The sequence below is a fragment of the Pseudomonas sp. WS 5503 genome (assembly GCF_012985385.1).
GTDB lineage: Bacteria > Pseudomonadota > Gammaproteobacteria > Pseudomonadales > Pseudomonadaceae > Aquipseudomonas > Aquipseudomonas paracarnis.
Genome location: NZ_JAAQWI010000007.1, coordinates 285,829 through 311,396, shown reverse-complemented (window position 1 = coordinate 311,396; position 25,568 = coordinate 285,829). Strand labels below are relative to the sequence as shown.

The 25,568-nt window shown below is 60.5% G+C and carries 26 protein-coding genes; 22 read left to right on the top strand and 4 right to left on the bottom strand.

Going from position 1 to position 25,568, the window contains the following annotated elements; genetic code table 11:
• Positions 1-49 precede the first annotated feature (49 nt).
• The 20 genes from purB (at position 50) to HBO10_RS19295 (ending at position 22,364) form a co-directional block, all read left to right on the top strand.
• Positions 50-1,420 carry an adenylosuccinate lyase gene (gene purB / locus HBO10_RS19390; protein ID WP_014718906.1) on the top strand — a complete coding sequence of 457 codons (1,371 nt, stop codon included), beginning with the start codon at positions 50-52 and terminating at the stop codon, positions 1,418-1,420.
• A gap of 84 nt (positions 1,421-1,504) precedes the next feature.
• On the top strand, positions 1,505-2,671 hold the full coding sequence (locus tag HBO10_RS19385; protein WP_014718907.1) for a cupin domain-containing protein: 1,167 nt from the start codon (positions 1,505-1,507) through the stop codon (positions 2,669-2,671).
• Positions 2,664-3,086 (top strand): GNAT family N-acetyltransferase, encoded by a 423-nt coding sequence (locus HBO10_RS19380; protein WP_003192105.1) that lies wholly within the window; start codon positions 2,664-2,666, stop codon positions 3,084-3,086. Before HBO10_RS19385 ends, HBO10_RS19380 begins: the two co-directional genes overlap by 8 nt.
• 227 nt (positions 3,087-3,313) lie before the next feature.
• A complete protein-coding gene (locus tag HBO10_RS19375; protein ID WP_014718909.1) occupies positions 3,314-4,051 on the top strand; it encodes a secretin N-terminal domain-containing protein in 738 nt (245 codons plus the stop codon).
• 493 nt (positions 4,052-4,544) lie between these two features.
• A complete protein-coding gene (gene aceA, locus HBO10_RS19370; protein WP_003174717.1) occupies positions 4,545-5,870 on the top strand; it encodes an isocitrate lyase in 1,326 nt (441 codons plus the stop codon).
• 642 nt (positions 5,871-6,512) lie between these two features.
• Complete coding sequence (locus tag HBO10_RS19365) at positions 6,513-6,926, top strand: NADH-quinone oxidoreductase subunit A (protein WP_003192109.1); 414 nt, start codon at positions 6,513-6,515, stop codon at positions 6,924-6,926.
• A 10-nt stretch (positions 6,927-6,936) separates the two neighbouring features.
• On the top strand, positions 6,937-7,611 hold the full coding sequence (locus HBO10_RS19360; protein ID WP_003174719.1) for an NADH-quinone oxidoreductase subunit B: 675 nt from the start codon (positions 6,937-6,939) through the stop codon (positions 7,609-7,611).
• A 72-nt stretch (positions 7,612-7,683) separates the two neighbouring features.
• Positions 7,684-9,468, top strand: coding sequence for an NADH-quinone oxidoreductase subunit C/D (gene nuoC / locus HBO10_RS19355; protein WP_003192111.1), 1,785 nt, complete (start codon positions 7,684-7,686; stop codon positions 9,466-9,468).
• 2 nt (positions 9,469-9,470) lie between these two features.
• On the top strand, positions 9,471-9,968 hold the full coding sequence (gene nuoE, locus HBO10_RS19350) for an NADH-quinone oxidoreductase subunit NuoE (protein ID WP_003174721.1): 498 nt from the start codon (positions 9,471-9,473) through the stop codon (positions 9,966-9,968).
• The gene (gene nuoF, locus HBO10_RS19345; RefSeq protein ID WP_034127885.1) at positions 9,965-11,323 is read left to right on the top strand and encodes an NADH-quinone oxidoreductase subunit NuoF; all 1,359 of its coding nucleotides are present in this window, start codon (positions 9,965-9,967) and stop codon (positions 11,321-11,323) included. Before nuoE ends, nuoF begins: the two co-directional genes overlap by 4 nt.
• A 136-nt stretch (positions 11,324-11,459) precedes the next feature.
• Positions 11,460-14,174 (top strand): NADH-quinone oxidoreductase subunit NuoG, encoded by a 2,715-nt coding sequence (gene nuoG / locus HBO10_RS19340; protein ID WP_034127886.1) that lies wholly within the window; start codon positions 11,460-11,462, stop codon positions 14,172-14,174.
• The gene (gene nuoH, locus HBO10_RS19335; RefSeq protein WP_003174724.1) at positions 14,171-15,178 is read left to right on the top strand and encodes an NADH-quinone oxidoreductase subunit NuoH; all 1,008 of its coding nucleotides are present in this window, start codon (positions 14,171-14,173) and stop codon (positions 15,176-15,178) included. Before nuoG ends, nuoH begins: the two co-directional genes overlap by 4 nt.
• Positions 15,179-15,189: 11 nt before the next feature.
• Entirely contained in the window at positions 15,190-15,738 is a 549-nt protein-coding gene (nuoI, locus tag HBO10_RS19330) for an NADH-quinone oxidoreductase subunit NuoI (RefSeq protein ID WP_003174725.1), read from the top strand.
• Between the two features lie 9 nt (positions 15,739-15,747).
• Positions 15,748-16,251, top strand: coding sequence for an NADH-quinone oxidoreductase subunit J (gene nuoJ / locus HBO10_RS19325; protein ID WP_003174726.1), 504 nt, complete (start codon positions 15,748-15,750; stop codon positions 16,249-16,251).
• A 2-nt stretch (positions 16,252-16,253) separates the two neighbouring features.
• Positions 16,254-16,562, top strand: a complete 309-nt coding sequence (gene nuoK, locus HBO10_RS19320) for an NADH-quinone oxidoreductase subunit NuoK (protein WP_003174727.1) — start codon at positions 16,254-16,256, stop codon at positions 16,560-16,562.
• Complete coding sequence (gene nuoL, locus HBO10_RS19315) at positions 16,559-18,412, top strand: NADH-quinone oxidoreductase subunit L (protein WP_034127887.1); 1,854 nt, start codon at positions 16,559-16,561, stop codon at positions 18,410-18,412. Before nuoK ends, nuoL begins: the two co-directional genes overlap by 4 nt.
• A gap of 55 nt (positions 18,413-18,467) precedes the next feature.
• Positions 18,468-20,000, top strand: coding sequence for an NADH-quinone oxidoreductase subunit M (gene nuoM, locus HBO10_RS19310; RefSeq protein ID WP_014718913.1), 1,533 nt, complete (start codon positions 18,468-18,470; stop codon positions 19,998-20,000).
• 7 nt (positions 20,001-20,007) lie between these two features.
• Positions 20,008-21,471, top strand: a complete 1,464-nt coding sequence (gene nuoN / locus HBO10_RS19305) for an NADH-quinone oxidoreductase subunit NuoN (RefSeq protein ID WP_003174731.1) — start codon at positions 20,008-20,010, stop codon at positions 21,469-21,471.
• Between the two features lie 238 nt (positions 21,472-21,709).
• A complete protein-coding gene (locus HBO10_RS19300; RefSeq protein ID WP_034127888.1) occupies positions 21,710-22,060 on the top strand; it encodes a toxin in 351 nt (116 codons plus the stop codon).
• On the top strand, positions 22,050-22,364 hold the full coding sequence (locus HBO10_RS19295; protein WP_003192124.1) for a hypothetical protein: 315 nt from the start codon (positions 22,050-22,052) through the stop codon (positions 22,362-22,364). Before HBO10_RS19300 ends, HBO10_RS19295 begins: the two co-directional genes overlap by 11 nt.
• Positions 22,365-22,426: 62 nt before the next feature.
• Here HBO10_RS19295 and HBO10_RS19290 read toward each other — a convergent pair whose 3' ends face one another.
• Together HBO10_RS19290 and HBO10_RS19285 are read right to left on the bottom strand one after the other, a co-directional pair.
• Positions 22,427-23,179 carry an outer membrane beta-barrel protein gene (locus HBO10_RS19290; protein ID WP_034127889.1) on the bottom strand — a complete coding sequence of 251 codons (753 nt, stop codon included), beginning with the start codon at positions 23,177-23,179 and terminating at the stop codon, positions 22,427-22,429.
• 125 nt (positions 23,180-23,304) lie between these two features.
• The gene (locus tag HBO10_RS19285; protein ID WP_034127890.1) at positions 23,305-24,138 is read right to left on the bottom strand and encodes an arylamine N-acetyltransferase; all 834 of its coding nucleotides are present in this window, start codon (positions 24,136-24,138) and stop codon (positions 23,305-23,307) included.
• A gap of 120 nt (positions 24,139-24,258) precedes the next feature.
• Between HBO10_RS19285 and HBO10_RS19280 the strand changes: the two genes are divergently transcribed.
• A complete protein-coding gene (locus HBO10_RS19280) occupies positions 24,259-24,495 on the top strand; it encodes a DUF6555 family protein (RefSeq protein WP_003192128.1) in 237 nt (78 codons plus the stop codon).
• 30 nt (positions 24,496-24,525) lie between these two features.
• On the opposite strand, the gene HBO10_RS19275 is transcribed toward HBO10_RS19280, so the two are convergent.
• Both HBO10_RS19275 and HBO10_RS19270 read right to left on the bottom strand, forming a co-directional pair.
• Positions 24,526-24,726, bottom strand: a complete 201-nt coding sequence (locus HBO10_RS19275) for a DUF6021 family protein (RefSeq protein ID WP_032902837.1) — start codon at positions 24,724-24,726, stop codon at positions 24,526-24,528.
• A 12-nt stretch (positions 24,727-24,738) separates the two neighbouring features.
• Positions 24,739-24,918, bottom strand: a complete 180-nt coding sequence (locus HBO10_RS19270) for a hypothetical protein (protein ID WP_032902836.1) — start codon at positions 24,916-24,918, stop codon at positions 24,739-24,741.
• 114 nt (positions 24,919-25,032) lie between these two features.
• Between HBO10_RS19270 and HBO10_RS19265 the strand changes: the two genes are divergently transcribed.
• Positions 25,033-25,554, top strand: a complete 522-nt coding sequence (locus HBO10_RS19265; RefSeq protein WP_034127891.1) for a DUF3087 family protein — start codon at positions 25,033-25,035, stop codon at positions 25,552-25,554.
• The last annotated feature ends 14 nt before the right edge of the window (positions 25,555-25,568 follow it).

Genomic DNA, 25,568 nt, shown 5'->3' with positions numbered 1-25,568 from the left:
ATGTATGATACGCGCCCCATTTCGTTGCCCGACTGTCCGAGAACACCCCATGCAGCTCTCTTCGCTCACTGCGGTTTCCCCTGTTGACGGCCGCTACGCCGGCAAAACCCAGGCCCTGCGCCCTATTTTCAGCGAGTACGGCCTGATCCGTGCCCGTGTCCTGGTTGAAGTGCGCTGGCTCCAGCGCCTGGCCGCTCACCCCGCCATCAGCGAAGTGCCGGCGTTTTCCGCCGAGGCCAACGCTGTATTGAACACCCTGGCGGAAAACTTCTCCCTGGAGCACGCCGAGCGTGTGAAAGAGATCGAGCGCACCACCAACCACGACGTCAAAGCCATCGAATACCTGCTCAAAGAGCAAGCGGCCCAACTGCCGGAACTGGCCCAGGTCAGCGAGTTCATCCACTTTGCCTGCACCAGCGAGGACATCAACAACCTGTCCCACGCCCTGATGCTGCGCGAAGGCCGTGATGACGTGATGCTGCCGCTGATGCGCCAGACCGCCGAAGCCATCCGCGAGCTGGCGATCCGTTTCGCCGCCGTGCCGATGCTGTCGCGCACCCACGGCCAGCCGGCCTCGCCGACCACCCTGGGCAAAGAACTGGCCAACGTGGTGTACCGCCTGGAGCGTCAGATCGCCCAAGTCGCCGCCGTGCCATTGCTGGGCAAGATCAACGGCGCCGTAGGCAACTACAACGCCCACCTGTCGGCCTACCCTGAGATCGACTGGGAAGCCAACGCCCGCGCCTTCATCGAAGACGAATTGGGCCTGGGCTTCAACCCCTACACCACGCAGATCGAACCCCACGACTACATCGCCGAGCTGTTCGACGCGATTGCACGCTTCAACACCATCCTGATCGATTTCGATCGCGATATCTGGGGCTACATCTCCCTGGGCTACTTCAAGCAGCGCACCATTGCAGGCGAAATCGGTTCGTCGACCATGCCGCACAAGGTCAACCCGATCGACTTCGAAAACTCCGAAGGCAACCTGGGTATCGCCAACGCCCTGTTCCAGCACCTGGCCAGCAAGTTGCCGATCTCCCGCTGGCAGCGCGACCTGACCGACTCCACCGTACTGCGCAACCTCGGTGTCGGCTTTGCCCACAGCGTGATCGCGTACGAAGCCAGCCTCAAAGGCATCAGCAAGCTGGAGCTCAACGAGCAGAAAATTGCCGCTGACCTGGACGCGTGCTGGGAAGTATTGGCCGAGCCGATCCAGACCGTGATGCGCCGCTACAACATCGAAAACCCCTACGAGAAGCTGAAAGAATTGACGCGCGGCAAGGGCATCAGCCCCGAAGCGCTGCAAACTTTCATCGACGGCCTGGACATGCCAGCCGCAGCCAAGGCCGAGCTGAAACTGCTCACCCCGGCCAACTACATCGGCAACGCTGTAGAACAAGCCAAGCGCATCTGATCCAAGCAAGCTCCTTTGAGACGCCCGGCCGCGCCGGGCGTTTTTATTCCTGTCTTAAAAGTGCTTTTTTTCAATAGGTTACACATGAATCCTGATATCCCTCTTCAACTTCTGGGCGGCATCACGGCACGGGAATTCCTGCGCGACTACTGGCAGAAAAAACCGCTGCTGATCCGCCAGGCCATCCCTGACTTCGAAAGCCCGATCGACGCCGACGAACTGGCAGGCCTGGCCCTGGAAGAAGAAGTCGAGTCGCGCCTGGTGATCGAACACGGCGAGCGCCCGTGGGAACTGCGTCGCGGCCCGTTCGCCGAAGACGCTTTCAGCACCCTGCCCGAGCGCGAGTGGACCCTGCTGGTGCAGGCAGTCGACCAGTTCGTGCCGGAGGTGGCTGAGCTGCTGGAGCACTTCCGCTTCCTGCCGAGCTGGCGTATCGATGATGTGATGATCAGCTTCGCCGCGCCGGGTGGCAGCGTCGGTCCGCATTTCGATAACTACGATGTGTTCCTGCTGCAAGCCCAGGGCAAGCGCAACTGGAAGATCGGTCAGATGTGCAATTCCGAAAGCCCGTTGCTGCAACACGCCGACCTGCGCATCCTCGCCGAATTCGAAGAAAGCGCCGAATGGGTGCTCGAACCGGGCGACATGCTCTACCTGCCCCCGCGCCTGGCCCATTTCGGTATTGCCGAAGACGACTGCATGACCTATTCCGTAGGTTTCCGTGCACCGAGCGCCGCTGAAGTGCTGACCCACTTCACCGACTTCCTCAGCCAGTACCTGACCGACGAAGAGCGCTACACCGACGCCGACGCCCAGCCGGTCAGCGACCCACACCAGATCCAGGGCGACGCACTGGACCGCCTCAAGGGCCTGCTCGCCGAGCACATGAGCGATGAGCGCATGCTGCTGACCTGGTTCGGCCAGTTCATGACCGAGCCACGCTACCCGGAACTGGTGGCCGGTGAAGAGTTGGGCGAAGAAGACTTCATCAACAGCCTGCAAGACGGCGCGATCCTGGTGCGCAACCCGAGCGCACGCCTGGCCTGGTCCGAAGTGGATGACGACGTACTGCTGTTCGCCAGCGGCCAGAGCCGTTACCTGCCGGGCAAACTGCGTGAACTGTTGAAGCTGGTGTGCTCGGCCGATGCACTGCACAGCGAAAACCTGGGCGAGTGGCTGGCCGACGAAGACGGTCGCGACCTACTGTGCGAACTGGTCAAGCAAGGCAGCCTGGGGTTCGCGGATGAATAAAATTCACGTAAGTGTCGCGGACTGGCGAAAGGATATCGACGAGATTCGGCGCATTCGTGAAGCGGTATTCATCGCTGAACAATCGGTCCCGCCTGAATTGGAGTGGGACGCGGACGATGCCGGCGCCATGCATTTTCTTGCATACGAAGGCGACTTCCCGATTGGCACCGCTCGATTGCTGCCCAGCGGCGAGATCGGTCGGGTATCGGTGCTCAAGGACTGGCGCGGACTGAAAGTCGGCGACAAGCTGATGGAAGCAGTAATTGGCGAGGCCGTGAAACGCGGCCAGACCAGGCAATTCCTGAGTGCGCAGGTGTATGCGGCACCGTTCTATGAGCGACTGGGTTTCAAGATCGTCAGCGATGAGTTTCTTGAGGTCGGGATTCCGCATGTGGATATGGTGCGCGAGGGCTGATTCAAGCCCGCATCGCCTTTATCGCAGGCAAGCCAGCTCCCACAGCTGACCGAGCACATCCCTGGAATACGCTCAAGTGTGGGAGCTGGCTTGCCTGCGATAGCTATTTCAGCAACACCACAAAATGCCCTGCCTGCCAGGGCATTTTGCCGTCTACGATTCAACTTGCGACCCACCAGGCCGACAAACTGGCACTATCAAGCAAATGACTCGCAGAGATAACGGACATGTCCCTACGCACCCTGCTCACCGCCCTCGTGATGACCGTCAGCGCTTGCGCCATGGCCGCCACTGAAGTCGTCAACCTGAACAACCGCACCAGCGCCGACCTGCTGCCCGTGGCGCAGAACTTCATTGGCAAGGACGGCACCGTCAGCGCCTACGGCAACCAGCTTATCGTTAACGCTGAGCCCGCCAGGATCGAGGGCTTGCGCGCACTGCTCGGCCAATTGGATACACCGGCCAAACGCCTGCTGATCACCGTCGATACCAACGAGAACAACCAACAGAACAGCGGTGACAGCCAGACCCGCATCATCAGCTACGGCACTGCCAGCCGCGACGGTGGCGTGCAGCAGATCCAGGCCAGCGAAGGCGTGCCCGCGCTGATCCAGGTCGGCCAGAGTGTACCGCTGACCACCACGCAACAGGATAGCTATGGCCGCCTGCAAAACCAGACCCAGTATCGCAACGTCACCCAGGGTTTTTACGTGACCGCCAGCGTCACCGGCGAGACCGTCCACTTGGCCATCAGTACCAACCGTGACCGCATGAGCCAGGAACGTCCCGATGTAGTGAACGTGCAAAGCACCGACACAACCGTCAGCGGCCGCCTGGGCGAATGGATCCCCCTGGCCGGCATCAATCGTGAAACCCAGGCGGACAAATCCTCTACAACCCGCAGCTACTCTACTCAGGGCCGCGATGACCTGACTTTGCGGGTCAAGGTCGACACCCTGAACTGAGGCACCAAAAACTGACTGGCAAGTCGCATTAGACTAAAGATGTAGTGCCTTAAAAAAAGCACTACAAAACATTTGACGAGCCAAAAAAGCATGGGCATGATGGCCTCGCTCCCGCTAATCAGGGGCCCTGGCAAGGGCCTTCGGATCGCCGCTCTAAGCTACCCACCTGAGCCGATTCGTGTCTGTACCGCCCACAAGGTGTGTTTGACGTTGGTTGCGACTGGAACGAAGTTGTCCCGAGGGACGGAAGCCAACCAGGTAACCCGGCTACACACTGATGGATCGTACAAAGGCCCACGACGCCCGAAGACCGTTCGCAGTTTGCCCTTACCTGCTCAACTCCCCCTTGAGCCCCATCGTTCATACCGTCGCCTACCTCCGTCAGATTTGACTTGAACACCAAAGCTTCTGGTCAGCGAGCAACCCTACCCAGGCAACGAATGCCGGGCTGGCAAACGGATACTTCAAACAAGACGCGACGAGGTTTTTCCCCATGGCACTGACACGCGAACAGCAAATTGCAGCCCTTGAAAAAGACTGGGCTGAAAACCCACGCTGGAAAGGCGTGACCCGCGCTTATTCCGCTGCTGACGTCGTCCGCCTGCGTGGCTCGGTCCAACCTGAGCACACCTTTGCAAAACTCGGCGCCGAGAAGCTGTGGAACCTGGTCACCCAAGGTGCCAAGCCTTCTTTCCGTCCCGACAAAGATTTCGTCAACTGCATGGGCGCCCTCACTGGCGGCCAGGCAGTCCAGCAGGTAAAAGCCGGTATCCAGGCGATCTACCTGTCCGGCTGGCAAGTGGCAGCGGACAACAACTCCGCTGAATCCATGTACCCCGACCAATCGCTGTACCCGGTGGACTCGGTGCCAACCGTGGTCAAGCGCATCAACAACTCGTTCCGTCGTGCCGACCAGATCCAGTGGAAAGCCGGCAAGAACCCAGGCGATGAAGGCTACATCGACTACTTCGCGCCAATCGTGGCTGATGCCGAGGCCGGTTTCGGCGGCGTACTCAACGCCTACGAGCTGATGAAGAGCATGATCGAAGCAGGCGCTGCCGGCGTGCACTTCGAAGACCAGCTTGCGTCAGTGAAGAAATGCGGCCACATGGGCGGCAAGGTACTGGTACCGACCCAGGAAGCCGTGCAGAAGCTGACCGCTGCCCGCCTGGCCGCTGACGTTGCCGGCACACCGACCATCATCCTGGCCCGTACCGACGCCAACGCGGCAGACTTGCTGACCTCGGACTGCGACCCGTACGACCAACCATTCGTTACCGGCGAGCGTACCCAGGAAGGCTTCTATAAAGTGCGCGCCGGCCTCGACCAGGCAATCGCCCGCGGCCTGGCCTACGCGCCGTACGCCGACCTGATCTGGTGCGAAACCGCCAAGCCGGACCTGGACGAAGCCCGTCGCTTCGCCGAAGCGATCAAGAAGGAATACCCGGACCAACTGCTGTCCTACAACTGCTCGCCTTCCTTCAACTGGAAGAAGAACCTGGACGACGCGACCATCGCCAAGTTCCAGCGCGAACTGTCGGCAATGGGCTACAAGCACCAGTTCATCACCCTGGCCGGCATTCACAACATGTGGCACAGCATGTTCAACCTGGCGCACGACTACGCCCGCAACGACATGACAGCCTACGTGAAGCTGCAGGAGCAGGAATTCGCTGACGCCGCCAAAGGCTACACCTTCGTGGCGCACCAGCAGGAAGTGGGCACCGGTTACTTCGACGACATGACCACCGTGATCCAGGGCGGCACCTCGTCCGTGACCGCGCTGACCGGTTCGACCGAAGAAGAGCAGTTCCACTAAGTACCGCGTACACGGCCACTGCGGCCCCACGGAAGACCTAACCGCAGTGCCGCGCAACAATCACGCCCCGACTGGTTCGGGGCGTTTTTTTGCCTAGGAATCACCGAAAATCAATGGTGGGAGCTGGCTTGCCTGCGATGGCGGTGGGTCAGAGGCAGGTGTTTCAGCTGATCCGCCGCCATCGCAGGCAAGCCAGCTCCCACATTGACCGCGCCCTATCCATAGTTTTTTTCTAAAAACATTGATCCAGAGCGGTATCCGCGCACATCCGATCGGTTAAAAGAACCGTTGCGACAACTAAGCGACACTCAAGCAAGTAACGGTAACTTCCCGCGCCACATGAGAAACACTCGCTTACACCCCTCGCAAACAATATTCATTATCATTTGGCACCCGAAAACTTCGTTACAGCTTAAACAAAACATAATTGATGAAAAGCCCGCTAATGCCCACACCACAAGGGCTACAGCCCCAAGAAGGTGCACTATGTGCTTATTCCACCGAATAATTTCGCCCTGGGAATTTTACTTGCCCGGTGTTTAGCCATAAAATCACCGCGATTGATTGCAGTGCGACATATCGTCACTGCATCGTTACTTTTTCGAGCTCAGAGACCTTTGCTCTCTGTTAAGGATTTCCAGCATGACCGACGCGACAGGACTCATGGCCCACAACTGGGGCTTTGCCATTTTCCTTCTCGGTGTTGTAGGCCTTTGCGCCTTCATGCTCGGCGTGTCCAGCCTCCTCGGGTCAAAAGCCTGGGGCCGCAGCAAAAACGAACCGTTCGAATCCGGCATGCTGCCTACAGGTGGCGCCCGCTTGCGGCTCTCAGCCAAATTCTATCTGGTCGCGATGTTGTTCGTGATCTTCGATATCGAAGCCCTCTTTCTCTTTGCATGGTCTGTGTCCGTCCGCGAAAGCGGCTGGACCGGATTCGTCGAAGCTCTCGTTTTCATAGCAATTCTGTTGGCAGGTCTTGTCTACCTGTTCCGAGTGGGCGCCCTTGACTGGGCTCCGGAAGCTCGTCGCAAGCGGCAAGCGAAGCTGAAACAATGAGGCTTTGGCAATGCAATACAATCTCACCAGGATCGACCCGGATGCTCCTAACGAGCAGTACCCCATCGGCGAACGAGAAACCGTTTCCGACCCGTTAGAAGACCAAGTCCACAAAAACATCTACATGGGCAAGCTGGAAGACGTGCTGAGTGGCGCGGTCAACTGGGGGCGTAAAAACTCCCTGTGGCCGTACAACTTCGGCCTTTCGTGCTGCTACGTGGAAATGACCACCGCCTTCACGGCGCCCCACGACATCGCGCGCTTTGGCGCCGAAGTTATCCGGGCCTCGCCGCGCCAGGCGGATTTCATGGTTATCGCCGGGACCTGCTTTATCAAGATGGCGCCGATCATCCAGCGTCTCTATGAGCAAATGCTCGAGCCGAAATGGGTTATCTCCATGGGTTCGTGCGCCAACTCCGGTGGCATGTACGACATCTACTCGGTCGTTCAAGGGGTGGACAAGTTCCTGCCCGTGGACGTCTACGTGCCTGGCTGCCCGCCCCGTCCCGAAGCGTTCCTGCAAGGCTTGATGTTGTTGCAGGAATCGATTGGCAAGGAGCGTCGCCCACTGTCCTGGGTGGTCGGTGATCAAGGCGTTTATCGCGCCGAGATGCCGTCTCAAAAGGAACAGCGCCGCGAACAGCGAATCGCAGTCACCAACCTGCGCAGCCCCGACGAAGTCTGATCCAGCACCGCTTCTTTTATAGAACGAAAACCTGGCTTCATTCTTTACGTTGACCGAAAGCGATAAAAAACCATGACTACAGGCAGTGCTCTGTACATCCCGCCTTACAAGGCAGACGACCAGGATGTGGTTGTCGAACTCAATAACCGTTTTGGCCCTGACGCCTTCACCGCCCAGGCCACACGCACCGGTATGCCGGTGCTGTGGGTGGCGCGTGCCAGGCTCGTCGAAGTCCTGACCTTCCTGCGCAACCTGCCCAAGCCGTACGTCATGCTCTATGACCTGCATGGCGTGGACGAGCGTCTGCGCACCAAGCGCCAGGGCCTGCCGAGCGGCGCCGATTTCACCGTGTTCTACCACCTGATGTCGCTGGAACGTAACAGCGATGTGATGATCAAGGTCGCGCTGAGCGAGAGCGACCTGAGCATCCCGACCGTCACCGGTATCTGGCCGAACGCCAGCTGGTACGAGCGTGAAGTCTGGGACATGTTCGGTATCGACTTCCCGGGCCACCCGCACCTGACGCGCATCATGATGCCGCCGACCTGGGAAGGTCACCCGCTGCGCAAGGACTTCCCTGCCCGCGCCACCGAATTCGACCCGTTCAGCCTCAACCTGGCCAAGCAGCAGCTAGAAGAAGAGGCGGCGCGCTTCCGCCCCGAAGACTGGGGCATGAAGCGTTCCGGCACCAACGAGGACTACATGTTCCTCAACCTGGGCCCGAACCACCCTTCGGCTCACGGTGCCTTCCGTATCATTCTGCAACTGGACGGCGAAGAGATCGTCGACTGCGTCCCGGACATCGGCTACCACCACCGTGGCGCCGAGAAGATGGCCGAGCGCCAGTCCTGGCACAGCTTCATCCCGTACACCGACCGTATCGACTACCTCGGCGGCGTGATGAACAACCTGCCGTACGTGCTCTCGGTCGAGAAGCTGGCCGGCATCAAGGTACCGGACCGCGTCGACACCATCCGCATCATGATGGCCGAGTTCTTCCGCATCACCAGCCACCTGCTGTTCCTGGGTACCTATATCCAGGACGTCGGCGCCATGACCCCGGTGTTCTTCACCTTCACCGACCGTCAGCGCGCCTACAAGGTCATCGAAGCCATCACCGGTTTCCGCCTGCACCCGGCCTGGTACCGCATCGGCGGCGTGGCCCACGACCTGCCGAACGGCTGGGAACGCCTGGTCAAGGAATTCATCGACTGGATGCCCAAGCGCCTGGACGAGTACCAGAAAGCCGCCCTGGACAACAGCATCCTCAAAGGCCGCACCATCGGCGTCGCGCAGTACAACACCAAAGAGGCCCTGGAATGGGGCGTCACCGGTGCCGGCCTGCGTTCCACCGGTTGCGACTTCGACCTGCGTAAAGCGCGCCCGTACTCCGGCTACGAGAACTTCGAGTTCGAAGTACCGCTGGCGGCCAATGGCGATGCCTACGACCGTTGCATCGTGCGCGTCGAAGAAATGCGCCAGAGCCTGAAGATCATCGAGCAGTGCATGCGCAACATGCCGGCCGGCCCGTACAAGGCGGATCACCCGCTGACCACGCCGCCGCCCAAAGAGCGCACGCTGCAGCACATCGAAACCCTGATCACGCACTTCCTGCAGGTTTCGTGGGGCCCGGTGATGCCGGCCAACGAATCCTTCCAGATGATCGAAGCGACCAAGGGTATCAACAGTTATTACCTGACGAGCGATGGCGGCACCATGAGCTACCGCACCCGGATTCGTACCCCAAGTTTTGCCCACTTGCAGCAGATCCCTTCGGTGATCAAAGGCGAGATGGTCGCGGACTTGATTGCGTACCTGGGTAGTATCGATTTCGTTATGGCCGACGTGGACCGCTAAGCATGAACAGCACGCTTATCCAGACAGACCGTTTCACCTTGAGTGAAACCGAGCGCTCGGCCATCGAGCACGAGCTGCATCACTACGAAGACCCGCGCGCGGCGTCTATCGAAGCCCTGAAGATCGTCCAGAAGGAACGTGGCTGGGTGCCCGACGGCGCCCTCTACGCCATCGGCGAGATCCTCGGCATTCCCGCCAGCGACGTTGAAGGCGTGGCGACGTTCTACAGCCAGATCTTCCGCCAGCCGGTTGGCCGCCACATCATTCGCGTGTGCGACAGCATGGTCTGCTACATCGGTGGCCATGAGTCGGTGGTCAGCGAGATCCAGAACAAGCTGGGCATCGGCCTCGGCCAGACCACCCCGGACGGCCGCTTCACGCTGCTGCCGGTGTGCTGCCTGGGCAACTGCGACAAGGCGCCGGCGTTGATGATCGACGACGACACATTCGGTGACGTGCAGCCCGCTGGCGTCACCCAATTGCTCGAGGGCTACCCATGACCCTGACTTCCTTCGGCCCGGCCAACCTGATCAAGCGTTCGGCCGAGACTCACCCCCTCACCTGGCGCCTGCGTGACGACGGCGAGCCGGTATGGCTCGACGAGTACCAGGCCAAGAACGGTTATGCCGCCGCGCGCAAAGCCTTCGCCGACATGGCCCAGGACGATATCGTCCAGACCGTGAAGGACGCCGGCCTCAAGGGCCGCGGCGGTGCGGGCTTCCCCACCGGCGTGAAGTGGGGCCTGATGCCCAAAGACGAATCCATCAATATCCGCTACCTGCTGTGCAACGCGGATGAAATGGAGCCGAACACCTGGAAAGACCGCATGCTGATGGAGCAACTGCCCCATCTGCTGATCGAAGGCATGTTGATCAGTGCCCGTGCGCTCAAGACCTACCGTGGCTATATCTTCCTGCGTGGCGAGTACACCACCGCCGCCAAGCACCTCAACCGTGCCGTGGAAGAAGCCAAGGCCGCCGGCCTGCTGGGCAAGAACATCCTCGGTTCCGGTTTCGACTTCGAACTGTTCGTGCACACCGGGGCCGGGCGTTATATCTGCGGTGAAGAAACCGCACTGATCAACTCCCTCGAAGGCCGCCGCGCCAACCCGCGCTCCAAGCCGCCCTTCCCCGCCGCCGTCGGCGTATGGGGCAAGCCGACCTGCGTGAACAACGTCGAGACCCTGTGCAACGTGCCGGCGATCATCGCCGACGGCGTGGACTGGTACAAATCCCTGGCCCGCGAGGGCAGCGAAGACATGGGCACCAAGCTCATGGGTTTCTCCGGCAAGGTCAAGAACCCTGGCCTGTGGGAGCTGCCGTTCGGCGTGACCGCTCGCGAGCTGTTCGAGGACTACGCCGGCGGCATGCGCGACGGCTACACCTTGAAAGCCTGGCAGCCAGGTGGCGCCGGCACCGGTTTCCTGCTGACCGAGCACCTCGACGCACAGATGTATGCCGGCGGCATCGGCAAGGTGGGCACCCGGATGGGTACTGGCCTGGCGATGGCGGTGGACAATACGGTGAACATGGTCTCGTTGCTGCGCAACATGGAGCAGTTCTTTGCCCGCGAGTCCTGCGGTTTCTGCACCCCATGCCGCGACGGTTTGCCGTGGAGCGTCAAGCTGCTGATGGCCCTGGAAAATGGCGAAGGCCGCGAGGGTGACATCGAAACCCTGCTCGGCCTGGTCGGTTTCCTCGGCCCAGGCAAGACCTTCTGCGCTCACGCACCGGGCGCCGTGGAGCCATTGGGCAGCGCAATCAAATACTTCCGCCCTGAATTCGAAGCCGGCATCGCGCCAACACGCGCGGGCGAACTCACTCAGGTGGTATCACCGACCATGGTCGGTGCGTAGAGCTTAAAGAAGCGAAGGGTCCGTGCCCTTCGCTTTTCTCATGTGCTGACGCCGCAAAGGCTGTGTAGATGCACATGAATAACAAGATTCCATTAGCCACGCCCGCTGACAACGGGCCAACGAAGAACTTTGAACCATGGCCACTATCCACGTAGACGGCAAAGCGCTCGAAGTCGATGGGGCGGACAACCTGTTACAGGCATGTCTGTCACTCGGCCTCGACATCCCGTATTTCTGCTGGCACCCCGCTCTCGGTAGCGTCGGTGCCTGTCGCCAGTGTGCGGTCAAGCAATACACAGACGAAAACGACACCCGTGGTCGTATCGTCATGTCCTGCATGACCCCAGCCACCGACAACACCTGGATCTCCATCGACGATGAAGAGTCCAAGGCGTTCCGCGCCAGCGTTGTCGAATGGCTGATGACCAACCACCCCCACGACTGCCCGGTCTGTGAGGAAGGCGGTCACTGCCACCTGCAAGACATGACGGTGATGACTGGCCACAACGAGCGCCGTTATCGCTTCACCAAGCGTACCCACCAGAACCAGGACCTCGGCCCGTTCATTTCCCACGAAATGAACCGCTGCATCGCCTGCTACCGCTGCGTGCGCTTCTACAAGGACTACGCCGGCGGCACCGACCTGGGCGTCTTTGGCGCCCACGACAACGTGTACTTCGGTCGCGTTGAAGACGGCGTGCTCGAAAGCGAATTCTCCGGCAACCTCACCGAGGTCTGCCCCACCGGTGTGTTCACCGACAAGACCCACTCCGAGCGCTACAACCGCAAGTGGGACATGCAGTTCGCACCGAGCATCTGCCATGGCTGCTCCAGCGGTTGCAACATCTCGCCGGGCGAGCGCTACGGTGAATTGCGCCGTATCGAAAACCGCTTCAACGGTTCGGTCAACCAGTACTTCCTGTGCGACCGTGGCCGCTTCGGCTATGGCTACGTCAACCGCGAAGACCGTCCGCGCCAGCCGCTGCTGGCCGATGGCGCCAAGCTGAGCCTGGACGCCGCGCTGGATAAAGCCGCCGACCTGTTGCGCGGGCGCACTATCGTCGGTATCGGTTCGCCACGCGCCAGCCTCGAAAGCAACTTCGCCTTGCGTGAACTGGTGGGTGCAGAGCATTTCTACAGCGGCATCGAAGCCGGTGAACTGGAGCGCATCCGCCTGGTCCTGCAAGTGCTGAACGACAGCCCGCTGCCAGTGCCGAACATGCGCGACATCGAAGACCACGATGCGATCTTCGTACTCGGTGAAGACCTGACCCAGACCGCTGCACGCATCGCGCTGTCGCTGCGTCAGTCGGTCAAAGGCAAGGCCGAAGAAATGGCCGACGCCATGCGCGTACAGCCTTGGCTTGACGCCGCCGTGAAGAACATCGGCCAGCACGCGCTGAACCCGCTGTTTATCGCTTCCCTGGCTGAAACCAAGCTCGACGACATCGCTGAAGAATGCGTACACGCCGCGCCGGACGACCTGGCGCGCCTCGGTTTCGCCGTGGCCCACGCCCTCGACGCCAGCGCACCCGCCGTTGAAGGCCTGGACGCTGAAGCTGTCGAGTTGGCTCAGCGCATTGCCGACGCCCTGCTGGCGGCCAAGCGCCCGCTGATCATTGCCGGTACCTCGTTGGGTTCCAAGGCGCTGATCGAAGCCGCCGCCAACATCGCCAAGGCCCTTAAGCTGCGCGACAAAAATGGCTCCATCAGCCTGGTGGTGCCGGAAGCCAACAGCCTGGGCCTGGCAATGCTCGGTGGCGAGTCCGTGGACGCGGCGCTGCAAGCGGTGATCGACGGCAACGCCGACGCCATCGTGGTGCTGGAAAACGACCTGTACACCCGCACCGCTGCCGCCAAGGTTGACGCTGCACTGGACGCGGCCAAAGTGCTGATCGTCGCCGACCACCAGAAGACCGCCACCAGCGACCGCGCCGACCTGGTGCTGCCAGCCGCCACCTTCGCCGAAGGCGACGGCACACTGGTCAGCCAGGAAGGCCGCGCCCAGCGCTTCTTCCAGGTGTTCGATCCGAAGTACATGGACGCCAGCATCCTGGTGCACGAAGGCTGGCGCTGGCTGCATGCCCTGCGCGCCACCCTGCTGAACCAGCCGATCGACTGGACCCAACTCGACCACGTGACCGCTGCCACCGCCGCCAGCGCGCCGCAGCTTGCTCGTATCGTGGATGCCGCGCCTTCTGCCGCGTTCCGCATCAAGGGCCTGAAACTGGCACGTGAGCCGCTGCGTTACTCCGGTCGTACCGCCATGCGTGCTGACATCAGCGTGCACGAGCCACGTACCCCGCAAGACAACGACACCGCGTTTGCCTTCTCCATGGAAGGTTATTCGGGTTCGGCCGAACCCCGTCAGCAGGTGCCGTTTGCCTGGTCGCCGGGCTGGAACTCGCCGCAAGCCTGGAACAAGTTCCAGGACGAAGTCGGTGGTCACATCCGCGCTGGCGACCCGGGCACTCGCCTGATCGAAACCAGCGGTGACTCGCTGAACTGGTTCGCTGCGGTACCGCGTCCGTTCAACCCGGCGCCGGGCACCTGGCAAGTCGTGCCGTTCTTCCACCTGTTCGGCAGCGAAGAAACTTCTTCCAAGGCCGCGCCGGTTCAAGAGCGCATTCCTGCCGCCTATGTGTCCGTGGCCAAGTCCGAAGCCGACCGCCTGGGCGTCAACGACGGTGCCCTGCTCAGCCTCAACGTGGCCGGCCAGACCTTGCGTCTGCCGCTGCGTATCAACGATGAGTTGGGTGCCGGCCTGGTTGCACTGCCTAAAGGCATCGCCGGTATTCCGCCAGCCATTTTCGGCAAAACCGTTGACGGTCTGCAGGAGGCAGCGCAATGACTTGGTTCACGCCGGAAGTAATTGACGTGATCATCTCGGTGGTCAAGGCCATCGTGATCCTGTTGGCCGTGGTCGTCGCGGGCGCCCTGCTCAGCTTCGTCGAACGCCGCCTGCTGGGCTGGTGGCAGGACCGTTACGGTCCGAACCGCGTTGGCCCGTTCGGCATGTTCCAGATCGCTGCCGACATGCTGAAAATGTTCTTCAAGGAAGACTGGACCCCGCCGTTTGCCGACAAGGTGATCTTCACCCTGGCACCGGTGGTAGCCATGAGCGCCTTGCTGATTGCGTTTGCGATCATCCCGATCACCCCGACCTGGGGCGTGGCGGACCTGAACATCGGTTTGCTGTTCTTCTTCGCCATGGCCGGTTTGTCGGTATACGCGGTGCTGTTCGCCGGTTGGTCGAGCAACAACAAGTTCGCCCTGCTGGGCAGCTTGCGTGCCTCGGCCCAAACCGTATCCTATGAAGTGTTCATGGGGTTGGCACTGATGGGCATCGTGGTGCAGGTTGGCTCGTTCAACATGCGCGACATCGTCGAGTACCAGGCGCAGAACCTGTGGTTCATCATTCCGCAGTTCTTCGGCTTCTGCACCTTCTTCATCGCTGGCGTGGCCGTGACTCACCGTCACCCCTTCGACCAGCCGGAAGCGGAACAGGAACTGGCCGACGGTTACCACATTGAATATGCCGGCATGAAGTGGGGCATGTTCTTCGTCGGTGAGTACATCGGCATCATCTTGATCTCGGCCCTGCTGGTCACGCTGTTCTTCGGCGGCTGGCACGGTCCGTTTGGCATCCTGCCGCAGTTGGCCTTCTTCTGGTTCTTCCTGAAGACCGCGTTCTTCATCATGCTGTTCATCCTGCTGCGCGCCTCGATTCCGCGCCCGCGCTATGACCAGGTGATGGATTTCAGCTGGAGATTCTGCCTGCCGCTGACCCTGATCAATTTGCTGGTGACGGCTGCCGTCGTGTTGTTGAACACGCCCGCTGCCGCGGTTCAGTGAGGATTTGACCCATGTTCAAATATATTGGCGACATCGTTAAGGGTACCGGTACCCAGTTGCGAAGCCTGGTGATGGTGTTCGGTCACGGCTTTCGCAAACGCGACACCCTGCAATACCCCGAAGAAGCGGTGTACCTGCCGCCGCGCTATCGCGGCCGCATCGTACTGACCCGCGACCCCGACGGCGAAGAGCGTTGCGTAGCCTGCAACCTGTGCGCCGTGGCGTGCCCGGTGGGTTGCATTTCCCTGCAGAAAGCTGAAACCGAAGATGGTCGCTGGTACCCGGACTTCTTCCGCATCAACTTCTCGCGCTGCATTTTCTGCGGCCTCTGCGAGGAAGCTTGCCCGACCACCGCGATCCAGCTGACGCCGGATTTCGAGATGGCCGAGTTCAAACGTCAGGACCTGGTGTACGAGAAAGAAGATCTTTTGATCTCTGGTCCCGGTAAAAACCCTGATTACAACTTCTATCGTGTTGCAGGTATGGCCGTTGCCGGTAAGCCAAAAGGCGCCGCACAAAACGAAGCCGAGCCGATTAACGTGAAGAGCTTGCTGCCTTAAGGAAGAAAGATGGAATTCGCTTTCTATTTCGCATCGGGTATTGCAGTGGTGTCCACGCTTCGCGTGATCACCAACACTAACCCCGTGCACGCCCTGCTCTACCTGATCATTTCGCTGATCGCCGTGGCCATGACCTTTTTCAGCCTCGGCGCACCGTTCGCCGGTGTGCTGGAAGTGATCGCCTACGCCGGCGCCATCATGGTGCTGTTCGTGTTTGTGGTGATGATGCTCAACCTGGGGCCGGCTTCGGTCGCCCAGGAGCGCGTCTGGCTCAAGCCCGGCATCTGGCTCGGCCCGGTTGTCCTCGCAGCCCTGCTGCTGGGTGAACTGCTGTATGTGCTGTTCGCTCACCAGAGCGGCCAGGCCATCGGCCACACCACCGTAGACGCGAAAGCCGTGGGCATCAGCCTGTTCGGCCCGTACCTGCTGGTGGTCGAACTGGCTTCGATGCTGCTGCTCGCCGCAGCCATCACTGCCTTCCACTTGGGCCGCAACGAAGCCAAGGAGCAATGACGATGCCTGCTATCCCTTTGGAGCATGGTCTGGCGGTCGCCGGCATCCTGTTCTGCCTTGGCCTGGTCGGCCTGATGGTTCGCCGTAACATTCTGTTCGTGTTGATGAGCCTGGAAATCATGATGAACGCTGCGGCACTGGCGTTCATCGTGGCAGGCGCACGTTGGGGCCAGCCGGATGGGCAAGTGATGTTCATCCTGGTGATCAGCCTGGCAGCCGCCGAAGCCAGTATTGGCCTGGCGATCCTGCTGCAGCTGTATCGTCGCTTCCACACGCTTGATATCGACGCTGCCAGTGAGATGCGCGGATGAACATGATCTTTCTGACTTTCGTATTCCCCCTGATCGGTTTCCTGCTGCTGTCGTTCTCTCGCGGGCGCTGGTCGGAGAACCTCTCGGCCCTGATCGGCGTGGGCTCCATCGGCCTGTCGGCCATCGTGGCCGCCTACGTCATCTGGCAATTCAACGTGGCGCCGCCCGAAGGTGGTCACTACACCCTGGTGCTGTGGCAGTGGATGGCGGTCGAGGGCTTCAAGCCCAACTTCGCCCTCTACATCGACGGCCTGTCGATCACCATGCTCGGCGTGGTGGTGGGTGTGGGCTTCCTGATCCACCTGTTCGCGTCCTGGTACATGCGCGGTGAAGCGGGCTACTCGCGCTTCTTCTCGTACACCAACCTGTTTATCGCCAGCATGCTGTTCCTGGTGCTGGGCGATAACCTGTTGTTCCTGTACTTCGGCTGGGAAGGCGTGGGCCTGTGCTCATACCTGTTGATCGGTTTCTACTACAGCAATCGCAACAACGGTAACGCAGCACTCAAGGCGTTTATCGTCACCCGCATCGGCGACGTGTTCATGGCCATCGGCCTGTTCATCCTGTTCCAACAGGTGGGCACGCTGAACATCCAGGAACTGCTGGTGCTGGCACCGCAGAAATTCCAGGTCGGCGACTTCTGGATCACCCTGGCTACCCTGATGCTGCTGGGTGGCGCCGTGGGTAAATCTGCGCAACTGCCGCTGCAAACCTGGCTGGCGGATGCAATGGCCGGTCCTACCCCGGTATCGGCACTGATCCACGCCGCCACCATGGTAACCGCCGGTGTCTACCTGATCGCCCGTACCCACGGCCTGTTCACCCTGGCGCCGGACATCCTGCACCTGGTGGGTATCGTCGGCGGCGTGACCCTGGTACTGGCCGGCTTCGCCGCGCTGGTGCAGACCGACATCAAGCGTATCCTCGCCTACTCGACCATGAGCCAGATCGGCTACATGTTCCTGGCCCTGGGCGTCGGCGCCTGGGACGCGGCGATCTTCCACCTGATGACCCACGCGTTCTTCAAGGCCCTGCTGTTCCTCGCCTCCGGCGCCGTGATCGTGGCCTGCCACCACGAGCAGAACATCTTCAAGATGGGCGGCCTGTGGAAGAAATTGCCACTGGCGTACGCCAGCTTCATCGTCGGTGGTGCCGCCCTGGCGGCCCTGCCGCTGGTAACCGCAGGCTTCTACTCCAAGGACGAAATCCTCTGGGAAGCTTTCGCCAGCGGTAACCAGAACCTGCTGTACGCAGGCCTGGTAGGTGCGTTCATGACCTCGCTGTACACCTTCCGCCTGATCTTCATCACCTTCCACGGTGAAGCCAAGACCGAAGCGCACGCAGGCCACGGCATCTCCCATTGGTTGCCACTGTCGGTGCTGATCATCCTGTCGACCTTCGTCGGTGCGATGATCACCCCGCCACTGCACGGTGTATTGCCACAAAGCGTCGGCCATGCCGGCGGCGAAGCCCAGCACAGCCTGGAAATCGCCTCGGGCGCCATCGCCATCGCCGGTATCCTGCTGGCGGCTCTGCTGTTCCTCGGCAAGCGTCGCTTCGTGACTGCCGTGGCCAACAGTGGCATTGGTCGCTTCCTGTCGGCCTGGTGGTTCGCTGCCTGGGGCTTCGATTGGATCTACGACAAACTGTTCGTCAAACCTTACCTTGCGATCAGCCACGTGCTGCGCAAAGACCCGCTCGACCAGACCATCGGTTTGATCCCGCGTGCCGCCAAGGCCGGTCACACCGTCCTGAGCCGCAGCGAGACCGGCCAATTGCGTTGGTATGCAGCGTCCATGGCGGCGGGTGCCGTTCTGGTGATCGGCGCCATCGTCGTGGTAGCGGTCTGACTATGTTTAAGTGCACTGCGTACTTTGCGAACTTGCGAAAGGAAACGAGCCCGTCATGATTCTGCCCTGGCTAATCCTGATCCCCTTTATCGGCGGCCTGCTCTGCTGGATGGGTGAACGCTTCGGCGCCACCCTCCCCCGCTGGATTGCGTTGCTGACCATGTCCCTGGAACTCGCGCTCGGCCTCTGGCTGTGGGCCCATGGTGACTATTCATTCGCTCCGGCACCGGGCGTCGATCCCACCTTCGCGCTTGAATTCAAGCACGTGTGGATCCAGCGCTTCGGCATCAACGTGCACCTGGCCCTCGACGGCCTGTCGCTGTTGATGATCCTGCTGACCGGCCTGCTGGGTATCCTCTCGGTACTTTGCTCCTGGAAAGAGATCCAGCGTCACGTGGGCTTCTTCCACCTGAACCTGATGTGGATCCTGGGCGGCGTTGTCGGCGTGTTCCTGGCGCTGGACCTGTTCATGTTCTTCTTCTTCTGGGAAATGATGCTGGTGCCGATGTACTTCCTCATCGCGCTCTGGGGTCACAGTTCTTCGGACGGCAAGAAAACCCGGATCTACGCAGCGACCAAGTTCTTCATCTTCACTCAGGCTTCCGGCCTGATCATGTTGGTGGCGATCCTGGGATTGGTACTGGTGAACTTCAACAACACCGGCGTGATTACCTTCAACTACGCCGATCTGTTGAAGACCAAGATGTCGCTGACCACCGAGTACGTGCTGATGCTGGGCTTCTTCATCGCCTTCGCGGTGAAGCTGCCGGTGGTGCCGTTCCACTCCTGGTTGCCTGATGCCCACGCCCAGGCGCCAACTGCCGGTTCCGTGGACCTGGCCGGTATCCTGTTGAAGACCGCTGCCTACGGCCTGCTGCGTTTCGCCCTGCCGCTGTTCCCGAATGCTTCGGCCGAATTCGCGCCGATTGCCATGACCCTGGGTCTGATCGGGATCTTCTACGGTGCGTTCCTGGCTTTCGCGCAAACCGACATCAAGCGTCTGATTGCCTTCTCGTCCGTTTCCCACATGGGTTTCGTACTGATCGGTATCTACTCCGGCAGCCAGCTGGCGTTGCAAGGCGCAGTGATCCAGATGTTGGCCCACGGTGTTTCTGCCGCTGCGCTGTTTATCCTGAGTGGCCAGCTGTACGAGCGCCTGCACACCCGTGACATGCGTGAAATGGGTGGCGTGTGGTCGCGCATCGCTTACCTGCCGGCGATCAGCCTGTTCTTTGCCGCCGCGTCGCTGGGCTTGCCGGGTACCGGTAACTTCATCGGCGAGTTCCTGATCCTGATGGGTGCCTTTGTGCAGACGCCGTGGATCAGCGCCATCGCCACCTCCGGCCTGGTGTTCGGTTCGGTCTACTCGCTGATCATGATCCACCGCGCCTATTTCGGCCCGGCCAAGTCCGACACCGTCCTGCAAGGGATGGATGCGCGCGAACTGATCATGGTGCTCGGCCTTGCGGTGTTGCTGATCTTCATCGGCGTGTACCCGCAACCGTTCCTGGACACTTCTGCCGCAACGATGCATGGCGTGCAGCAGTGGTTCGGCACCGCCTTCTCTCAACTCGCTTCGGCCCGGTAAGAGCGCTATGGAATTCACGATCCAACACTTTATCGCGCTTGCGCCGCTGCTGATTACCAGCCTCACCATCGTAGTGGTGATGCTGGCAATCGCCTGGCGCCGCAATCACTCGCAAACGTTCCTGCTGTCCTGCGCCGGGTTGAACCTGGCCCTGCTGTCGATCATCCCGGCCCTCAAGGTCGCGCCACTGGCAGTCACGCCATTGATGATGGTCGATGACTTCGCGCTGCTGTACATCGCCCTGATCCTGGTGGCGACCCTGGCCTGCGTCACCCTCGCCCACGCCTACCTCGGCGAAGGCGGCACCGGCTACCCGGGCAACCGCGAAGAGCTGTACCTGCTGATCCTGCTGGCTGCGGCCGGCGGTATCGTGCTGGTCAGCGCGCAGCACCTGGCGGGCCTGTTCATCGGCCTGGAACTGCTGTCGATCCCGACCTACGGCCTGGTGGCCTACGCCTTCTTCAACAAGCGCTCCCTGGAAGCCGGCATCAAGTACATGGTGCTGTCGGCCGCCGGTTCCGCGTTCCTGTTGTTCGGTATGGCCCTGCTCTACGCCGAAGCCGGCAGCCTGAGTTTCACCGGTATCGGCCACGCGCTGGCCGCCACCAACAGCCCGGCGCCGATTGCCCAGTTGGGCCTGGCGATGATGCTGATCGGCCTGGCATTCAAGCTGTCGCTGGTGCCGTTCCATCTGTGGACCCCCGACGTGTACGAAGGCGCCCCGGCGCCGGTGGCCGCGTTCCTGGCGACTGCGTCGAAAGTGGCCGTGTTTGCAGTGATGGTGCGTCTGTTCCAGATCTCCCCTGCCGCCAACACCGGCGTGCTGAGCAACGTGCTGACGGTGATCGCCATTGCGTCGATCCTGTTCGGTAACCTGCTGGCCCTGACCCAGAACAACCTCAAGCGTCTGCTGGGTTATTCGTCCATCGCCCACTTCGGCTACCTGCTGATCGCCCTGGTGGCGAGCAAAGGCCTGGCTGTAGAAGCCATCGGCGTGTACCTGGTCACCTACGTGATCACCAGCCTGGGTGCGTTCGGCGTCATCACCTTGATGTCGTCGCCGTACAAAGGCCGTGACGCCGACGCCCTGTACGAATACCGCGGCCTGTTCTGGCGCCGTCCGTACCTGACCGCCGTGCTCACCGTGATGATGCTGTCGTTGGCCGGTATTCCGCTGACGGCGGGCTTTATCGGCAAGTTCTACATCGTCGCGACCGGTGTCGAAGCCCACGAATGGTGGCTGGTTGCCTCGCTGGTACTGGGCAGCGCCATCGGCGTGTTCTACTACCTGCGCGTGATGGTCACCCTGTACCTGATCGAGCCAAACCTGCGCCGTGTGGATGCCGAGCTGCATTGGGAACAGAAGGCAGGCGGCGTCATGCTGCTGGCCATCGCCCTGCTCGCGTTCTTCCTGGGCGTTTACCCACAACCGTTGCTCACCCTGGTGCAGCACGCGGTGCTGGGCGTTTGATCGCTTAGGTTGATGCAGTAAACAGAACGGCGCCTTTGGGCGCCGTTTTGCGTTTCTGTAGCTTGGCTTTTTCCCTTCCCTACTCGCTGAAATTTCTTCTTCAATCTGCCTCCTCATCCGGCATCTACCCCGCTGGATGCGGCCTTAAGGTGTTTGCGTTTTAAGAAAGTTCCCACAGCTTGGGCGCTTGACCCATAGAGAGTGGGCCACCAAACTATACGCAGGCTACGTACAGAACATGGATGCTCTATTTATCGAACTGCCGGCATTCGAACGGCATCGCAGGGACTATCTGAGCGATGAGCTTTTTCACGGTTTTCAGCAGGAGTTGATGAAAAACCCAGAAGCGGGAGACGTGATCGAGGGAACGGGCGGGTTGAGAAAGGTTCGCTTCGTCGATGAGCGACGAAACAAAGGCAAGCGCGGTGGCCTGCGGGTCATTTACTACTGGTGGTCAGGCGGTACGCAATTCTGGTTATTCACTTTGTACGGCAAACACGAACAGAACGACCTGACGCCACAACATAAAAAAGCCCTTAAACACATGCTAGACAGGGAAATCAAAGCGAGAACACACTATGAAACGTGAAATCTTTTCCGAACTGGTCGAAGGCTTCGACGCCCTGGCTGATGAACGCCAGGGAAAAATCACCCTGCGCACCCACAAAGCGCACCTCAACAAGCTGGCGCCACTCAGCGCTGACGAGGTAATCGCCGTACGCCAGCAACTCAACCTGTCCCGCTCGGTATTCGCCATGTACCTGCGCACCAACACCCGCACCCTGGAGAACTGGGAGCAAGGCCGGGCCAAGCCGAATGCGCAGGCTGTCACGTTGATACGACTAGTGGCGCGCTTTCCGGAAACCGTGGCGCAACTTGCCGCATTGGGCTGACCGGCAATAGCCGCACAAAAAACGCCCCGAGCATTCGGGGCGTTTTTGCAGCGCAAACAGCGTCAGAACGCGATACCCACCTTGAAACCATACTCATCACGCTTGAGCTTGGTGTTGTCGGCCACATAGGAGTCGTTATCGAGCTTGTACTCGGTGCGGGTGTAGTACAGGCCCGCCATCACTGGCAGGTCACCTTTCTGGTTCATCAGCAGGCTGACTTCGGCGTAAGGGTTGGTGCGGTCCTTGAGGTCCACGCTGTCGCTGCCAACGCCGTCAACCTTGAGTTTGGCGCGGCCGTCGATGGTGTGACGGGCGCCGGCTTCAACGCGCAGGGTCATGTCATCGAACTGGTGGTTGTAGCCCAGGGCTGCCTTGGCAAACGGCGACTTGTTGGTGAGTTTCATGTCGTAGCCATTGGTGTCCGGCTCGTAGCGGGTCCAGGTGTAGCCACCGCCCACGATCACATCGACGAAGTTGCGCGCATCCAGCGCGGCGCGCCAGCCGAGGTCGAGGTCGGCCTGGCCTTCCTTGAGTTTGTTATCGCTTTTTTCGCCGTACTTGGCTTCGATACCGGCCTGGTAGATAAAGCCCGACTCGGCGGTGAGCTTGTTGCCGAAGTTGTAGAACAGGCCGGCTTCGGGCATGTGGTCCTTGTCGCTTTCGCTGCCGCCTTCAAGTTTGAAGTCGTTGTAGCTGCCCATGATCCCGAACGTGGAAATCGGATCGGTGGAAGGTGCTGCGAACACCACGCCAGGCGCAGCCACCAGGGCCAGCAACGAGGTGTTCTTGAGGAATTTTCCGAATAGTTTGGACATCGTTTTACATCTCCATTTTAAGGTGGGCAAAGTATTCAGGAATCGGTTCGAACCTTGGTGTTTGCAAAAAGTTCGAACTGATTTGCACCAAAATGGAGAAAAAACGGTTCAGCGAAGGCTCTATCTCAATACTCTTCGAGATCGGCCCTGATCAGGTGCTCAACCGCTTCGCGAAGTTGCGGCTGGGCCGGCAAACAAATGCCGAAGGTGTCGCGCAATAACGTCAGCAACTCATCAGCACTCTCCAGCTTGCGCTTCTCGCTGGGCCGATCCAGGTAATGAACCGCATAGCGGGCGTTGGCCAACGTATGGCGCCTGCCAGGCGCAAGCAACGCGGCTTTCAACTGCCCTACAAACGGGGAGCCTGGGTGCGTGGAGACGTACCAGTTGCCGATTTCATAGTCGATGTCGGCCTGGGTTTGCAGATCGAACACGTACAGGCCACGCCACTCCTCGCCCACCTGCGCCCACAGCGTGTAGCTGCCGTGTTTGAGCGTCAGGCGATAAGGCTCATGAGCGGTGGCCTGGGGTGCGTCGTTGTCCAGTTGCAACGGGCTGCTAGGCACCATGCCGCCAAAACCGACATCGGTGATATAGCGCACGCCGTCGAGGGTCACCAGGCTCAAGCGATGGGTGCGCCCAGTGTGGGCGTCCGGTGGGCCGCCGATCACCACACGCCCGGTGATGCCACGGGCGTCGAAGCCCAGTTCCTGCAAGAGTGCCAGGAACAGCTGGTTCAACTCGTAGCAATAGCCGCCGCGCCCCTCGTGCAGCACCTTGCGCTCAACGCTGGGCAGGTCGATCGGTACCGGTGCATGCATCAACGTCGACAGGCTTTCAAAGGCAAAGCTGCACACATGGCGCAGTTGCAAGTCCCGCAGGGTTTGCAGGGTGGGCGGCGGTGGCGAGGCATAGCCCAGGCGTTGCAGGTACAGGCGGCTATCGGTGAGTGTGTGCATGGCGCGATCCTTGGGCGCAGGGCAAGAGCGTCACTATGCCGCGCCTCTGCGTGCGTTGTCATTTTGAATGAACCTTTTGGAGCGCCGGCCTATCCATCTATAACAAGATTGGGAGGCAGCATGAGTACCGCAAAAATCTACACCGTCCACTATCAGCTACACGGTAAACCCAAGTCTTTCGTGGTGCGCGCCGAAGTGATGAACAACGCCGAGGCCTGGCATTGGGCGGCCGTCGATGCCGACATTGCCCATGTCAGCCGCATCGGCCGCGTAGGTCACGAACAGGTGAAAAAGACCACCCGGCCCTGGGCGGAAAAATACGGTATCAGCGACGTCAGCTGGTCGCCGCCCAGGTAAACAAAGCCCCGCACAACGGCGGGGCTCGGTTCATTGCTTCAAGTCGCCCAACGGATCGTAGGGCGGCTTTTTTTTCGCTGTCTCGTCGTCCTTTTTGTCCAACGGCGCAATAGCCGGGCCGATGGGATCGACCTGTGGGTCGGCTACATCCGGCGAATCCGGGTCGAAGCCCAGTTCGTCCTTGCCACTGGCGTGTTCGTTGGAAGAGGGACCATCGGTAGGTTTGTTCATCATATTCTCCTGCTAAAGCGGGCGGGCTCTGTCGTGGAGGTTTTCCAGGTCTTCTTCGACGCGCTCGACATCGTTGTCCGGACCGCGCTCTTTGGGATCGTTGGGGCGCAACGCATCGTTATCACGCTCCTCCTCGCCCGGCGTACGGTTCGGATCCGGTGTACCTGGCGGTGGCTGCTTGTGTTCAGACATGATGACTGACCTCATGAGGGGTTCACCATTTTAGAGAAACCGCCCCGCGCCATCGTTCAACTTCATTGCACCAGGCGTGAGAAGATGACCGCCCTTTTTGGAGACGTGCCCCGGATGTTCGAACTCAAACCCTGCGACCCCACTGCCTATCGCCAACAGACCCGCCGTAGCACGTTGATCGTCGCGGTGCTGTTCCTGGCCTTGGCCATGCTGCTGTCGAGCCTGGCGGTGATGCTGTTCGGTGAGCCTGGCGGTGACAATTTTCGCTTCAATGTCGGCGGCGTCTTCGCCGGCGTGTTGATCACGGTCGCGCTGGTGCGTGGCCCGTTCTGGAGCCAGGCCTGGTTGGCGCCAGCGGTGTATGGCTGGCAGCTCAAGCGCAGCCTGATGAGCGTGACCAACGTGATGCACAAGGTCACCGAGCGGGTGCAAGCCAACGACCCGGCAGCCATCAAACTGTTGCGCTTCTATCACTTGGGGCTGACGCAGATGCACGAGCTGGACGCCAACTCCAGCGCCCAGGCGCAACTGGTCGGCGAAATCGAAGCACACAAGGCGAGGATGCACGCAGCGGGGATCGACACCGAACAAACCCGGCTCGATCCCGCGTGGCTGGAAGCGCTCAAAAGCGCTTGAAGCGTACCTCAGGA

What these genes read in the sequence shown, in the direction of transcription:
- HBO10_RS19270 (WP_032902836.1), bottom strand. Translation starts at nt 24,918, where the DNA reads ATGTCTGAACACAAGCAGCCACCGCCAGGTACACCGGATCCGAACCGT.
- purB (WP_014718906.1), top strand. Translation starts at nt 50, where the DNA reads ATGCAGCTCTCTTCGCTCACTGCGGTTTCCCCTGTTGACGGCCGCTAC.
- HBO10_RS19285 (WP_034127890.1), bottom strand. Translation starts at nt 24,138, where the DNA reads ATGCACACACTCACCGATAGCCGCCTGTACCTGCAACGCCTGGGCTAT.
- HBO10_RS19295 (WP_003192124.1), top strand. Translation starts at nt 22,050, where the DNA reads ATGAAACGTGAAATCTTTTCCGAACTGGTCGAAGGCTTCGACGCCCTG.
- nuoG (WP_034127886.1), top strand. Translation starts at nt 11,460, where the DNA reads ATGGCCACTATCCACGTAGACGGCAAAGCGCTCGAAGTCGATGGGGCG.
- nuoI (WP_003174725.1), top strand. Translation starts at nt 15,190, where the DNA reads ATGTTCAAATATATTGGCGACATCGTTAAGGGTACCGGTACCCAGTTG.
- HBO10_RS19275 (WP_032902837.1), bottom strand. Translation starts at nt 24,726, where the DNA reads ATGAACAAACCTACCGATGGTCCCTCTTCCAACGAACACGCCAGTGGC.
- aceA (WP_003174717.1), top strand. Translation starts at nt 4,545, where the DNA reads ATGGCACTGACACGCGAACAGCAAATTGCAGCCCTTGAAAAAGACTGG.
- HBO10_RS19290 (WP_034127889.1), bottom strand. Translation starts at nt 23,179, where the DNA reads ATGTCCAAACTATTCGGAAAATTCCTCAAGAACACCTCGTTGCTGGCC.
- nuoJ (WP_003174726.1), top strand. Translation starts at nt 15,748, where the DNA reads ATGGAATTCGCTTTCTATTTCGCATCGGGTATTGCAGTGGTGTCCACG.
- HBO10_RS19385 (WP_014718907.1), top strand. Translation starts at nt 1,505, where the DNA reads ATGAATCCTGATATCCCTCTTCAACTTCTGGGCGGCATCACGGCACGG.
- HBO10_RS19380 (WP_003192105.1), top strand. Translation starts at nt 2,664, where the DNA reads ATGAATAAAATTCACGTAAGTGTCGCGGACTGGCGAAAGGATATCGAC.
- nuoF (WP_034127885.1), top strand. Translation starts at nt 9,965, where the DNA reads ATGACCCTGACTTCCTTCGGCCCGGCCAACCTGATCAAGCGTTCGGCC.
- HBO10_RS19375 (WP_014718909.1), top strand. Translation starts at nt 3,314, where the DNA reads ATGTCCCTACGCACCCTGCTCACCGCCCTCGTGATGACCGTCAGCGCT.
- HBO10_RS19280 (WP_003192128.1), top strand. Translation starts at nt 24,259, where the DNA reads ATGAGTACCGCAAAAATCTACACCGTCCACTATCAGCTACACGGTAAA.
- nuoC (WP_003192111.1), top strand. Translation starts at nt 7,684, where the DNA reads ATGACTACAGGCAGTGCTCTGTACATCCCGCCTTACAAGGCAGACGAC.
- HBO10_RS19265 (WP_034127891.1), top strand. Translation starts at nt 25,033, where the DNA reads ATGTTCGAACTCAAACCCTGCGACCCCACTGCCTATCGCCAACAGACC.
- nuoH (WP_003174724.1), top strand. Translation starts at nt 14,171, where the DNA reads ATGACTTGGTTCACGCCGGAAGTAATTGACGTGATCATCTCGGTGGTC.
- nuoK (WP_003174727.1), top strand. Translation starts at nt 16,254, where the DNA reads ATGCCTGCTATCCCTTTGGAGCATGGTCTGGCGGTCGCCGGCATCCTG.
- HBO10_RS19360 (WP_003174719.1), top strand. Translation starts at nt 6,937, where the DNA reads ATGCAATACAATCTCACCAGGATCGACCCGGATGCTCCTAACGAGCAG.
- nuoE (WP_003174721.1), top strand. Translation starts at nt 9,471, where the DNA reads ATGAACAGCACGCTTATCCAGACAGACCGTTTCACCTTGAGTGAAACC.
- nuoN (WP_003174731.1), top strand. Translation starts at nt 20,008, where the DNA reads ATGGAATTCACGATCCAACACTTTATCGCGCTTGCGCCGCTGCTGATT.
- nuoM (WP_014718913.1), top strand. Translation starts at nt 18,468, where the DNA reads ATGATTCTGCCCTGGCTAATCCTGATCCCCTTTATCGGCGGCCTGCTC.
- nuoL (WP_034127887.1), top strand. Translation starts at nt 16,559, where the DNA reads ATGAACATGATCTTTCTGACTTTCGTATTCCCCCTGATCGGTTTCCTG.
- HBO10_RS19300 (WP_034127888.1), top strand. Translation starts at nt 21,710, where the DNA reads ATGGATGCTCTATTTATCGAACTGCCGGCATTCGAACGGCATCGCAGG.
- HBO10_RS19365 (WP_003192109.1), top strand. Translation starts at nt 6,513, where the DNA reads ATGACCGACGCGACAGGACTCATGGCCCACAACTGGGGCTTTGCCATT.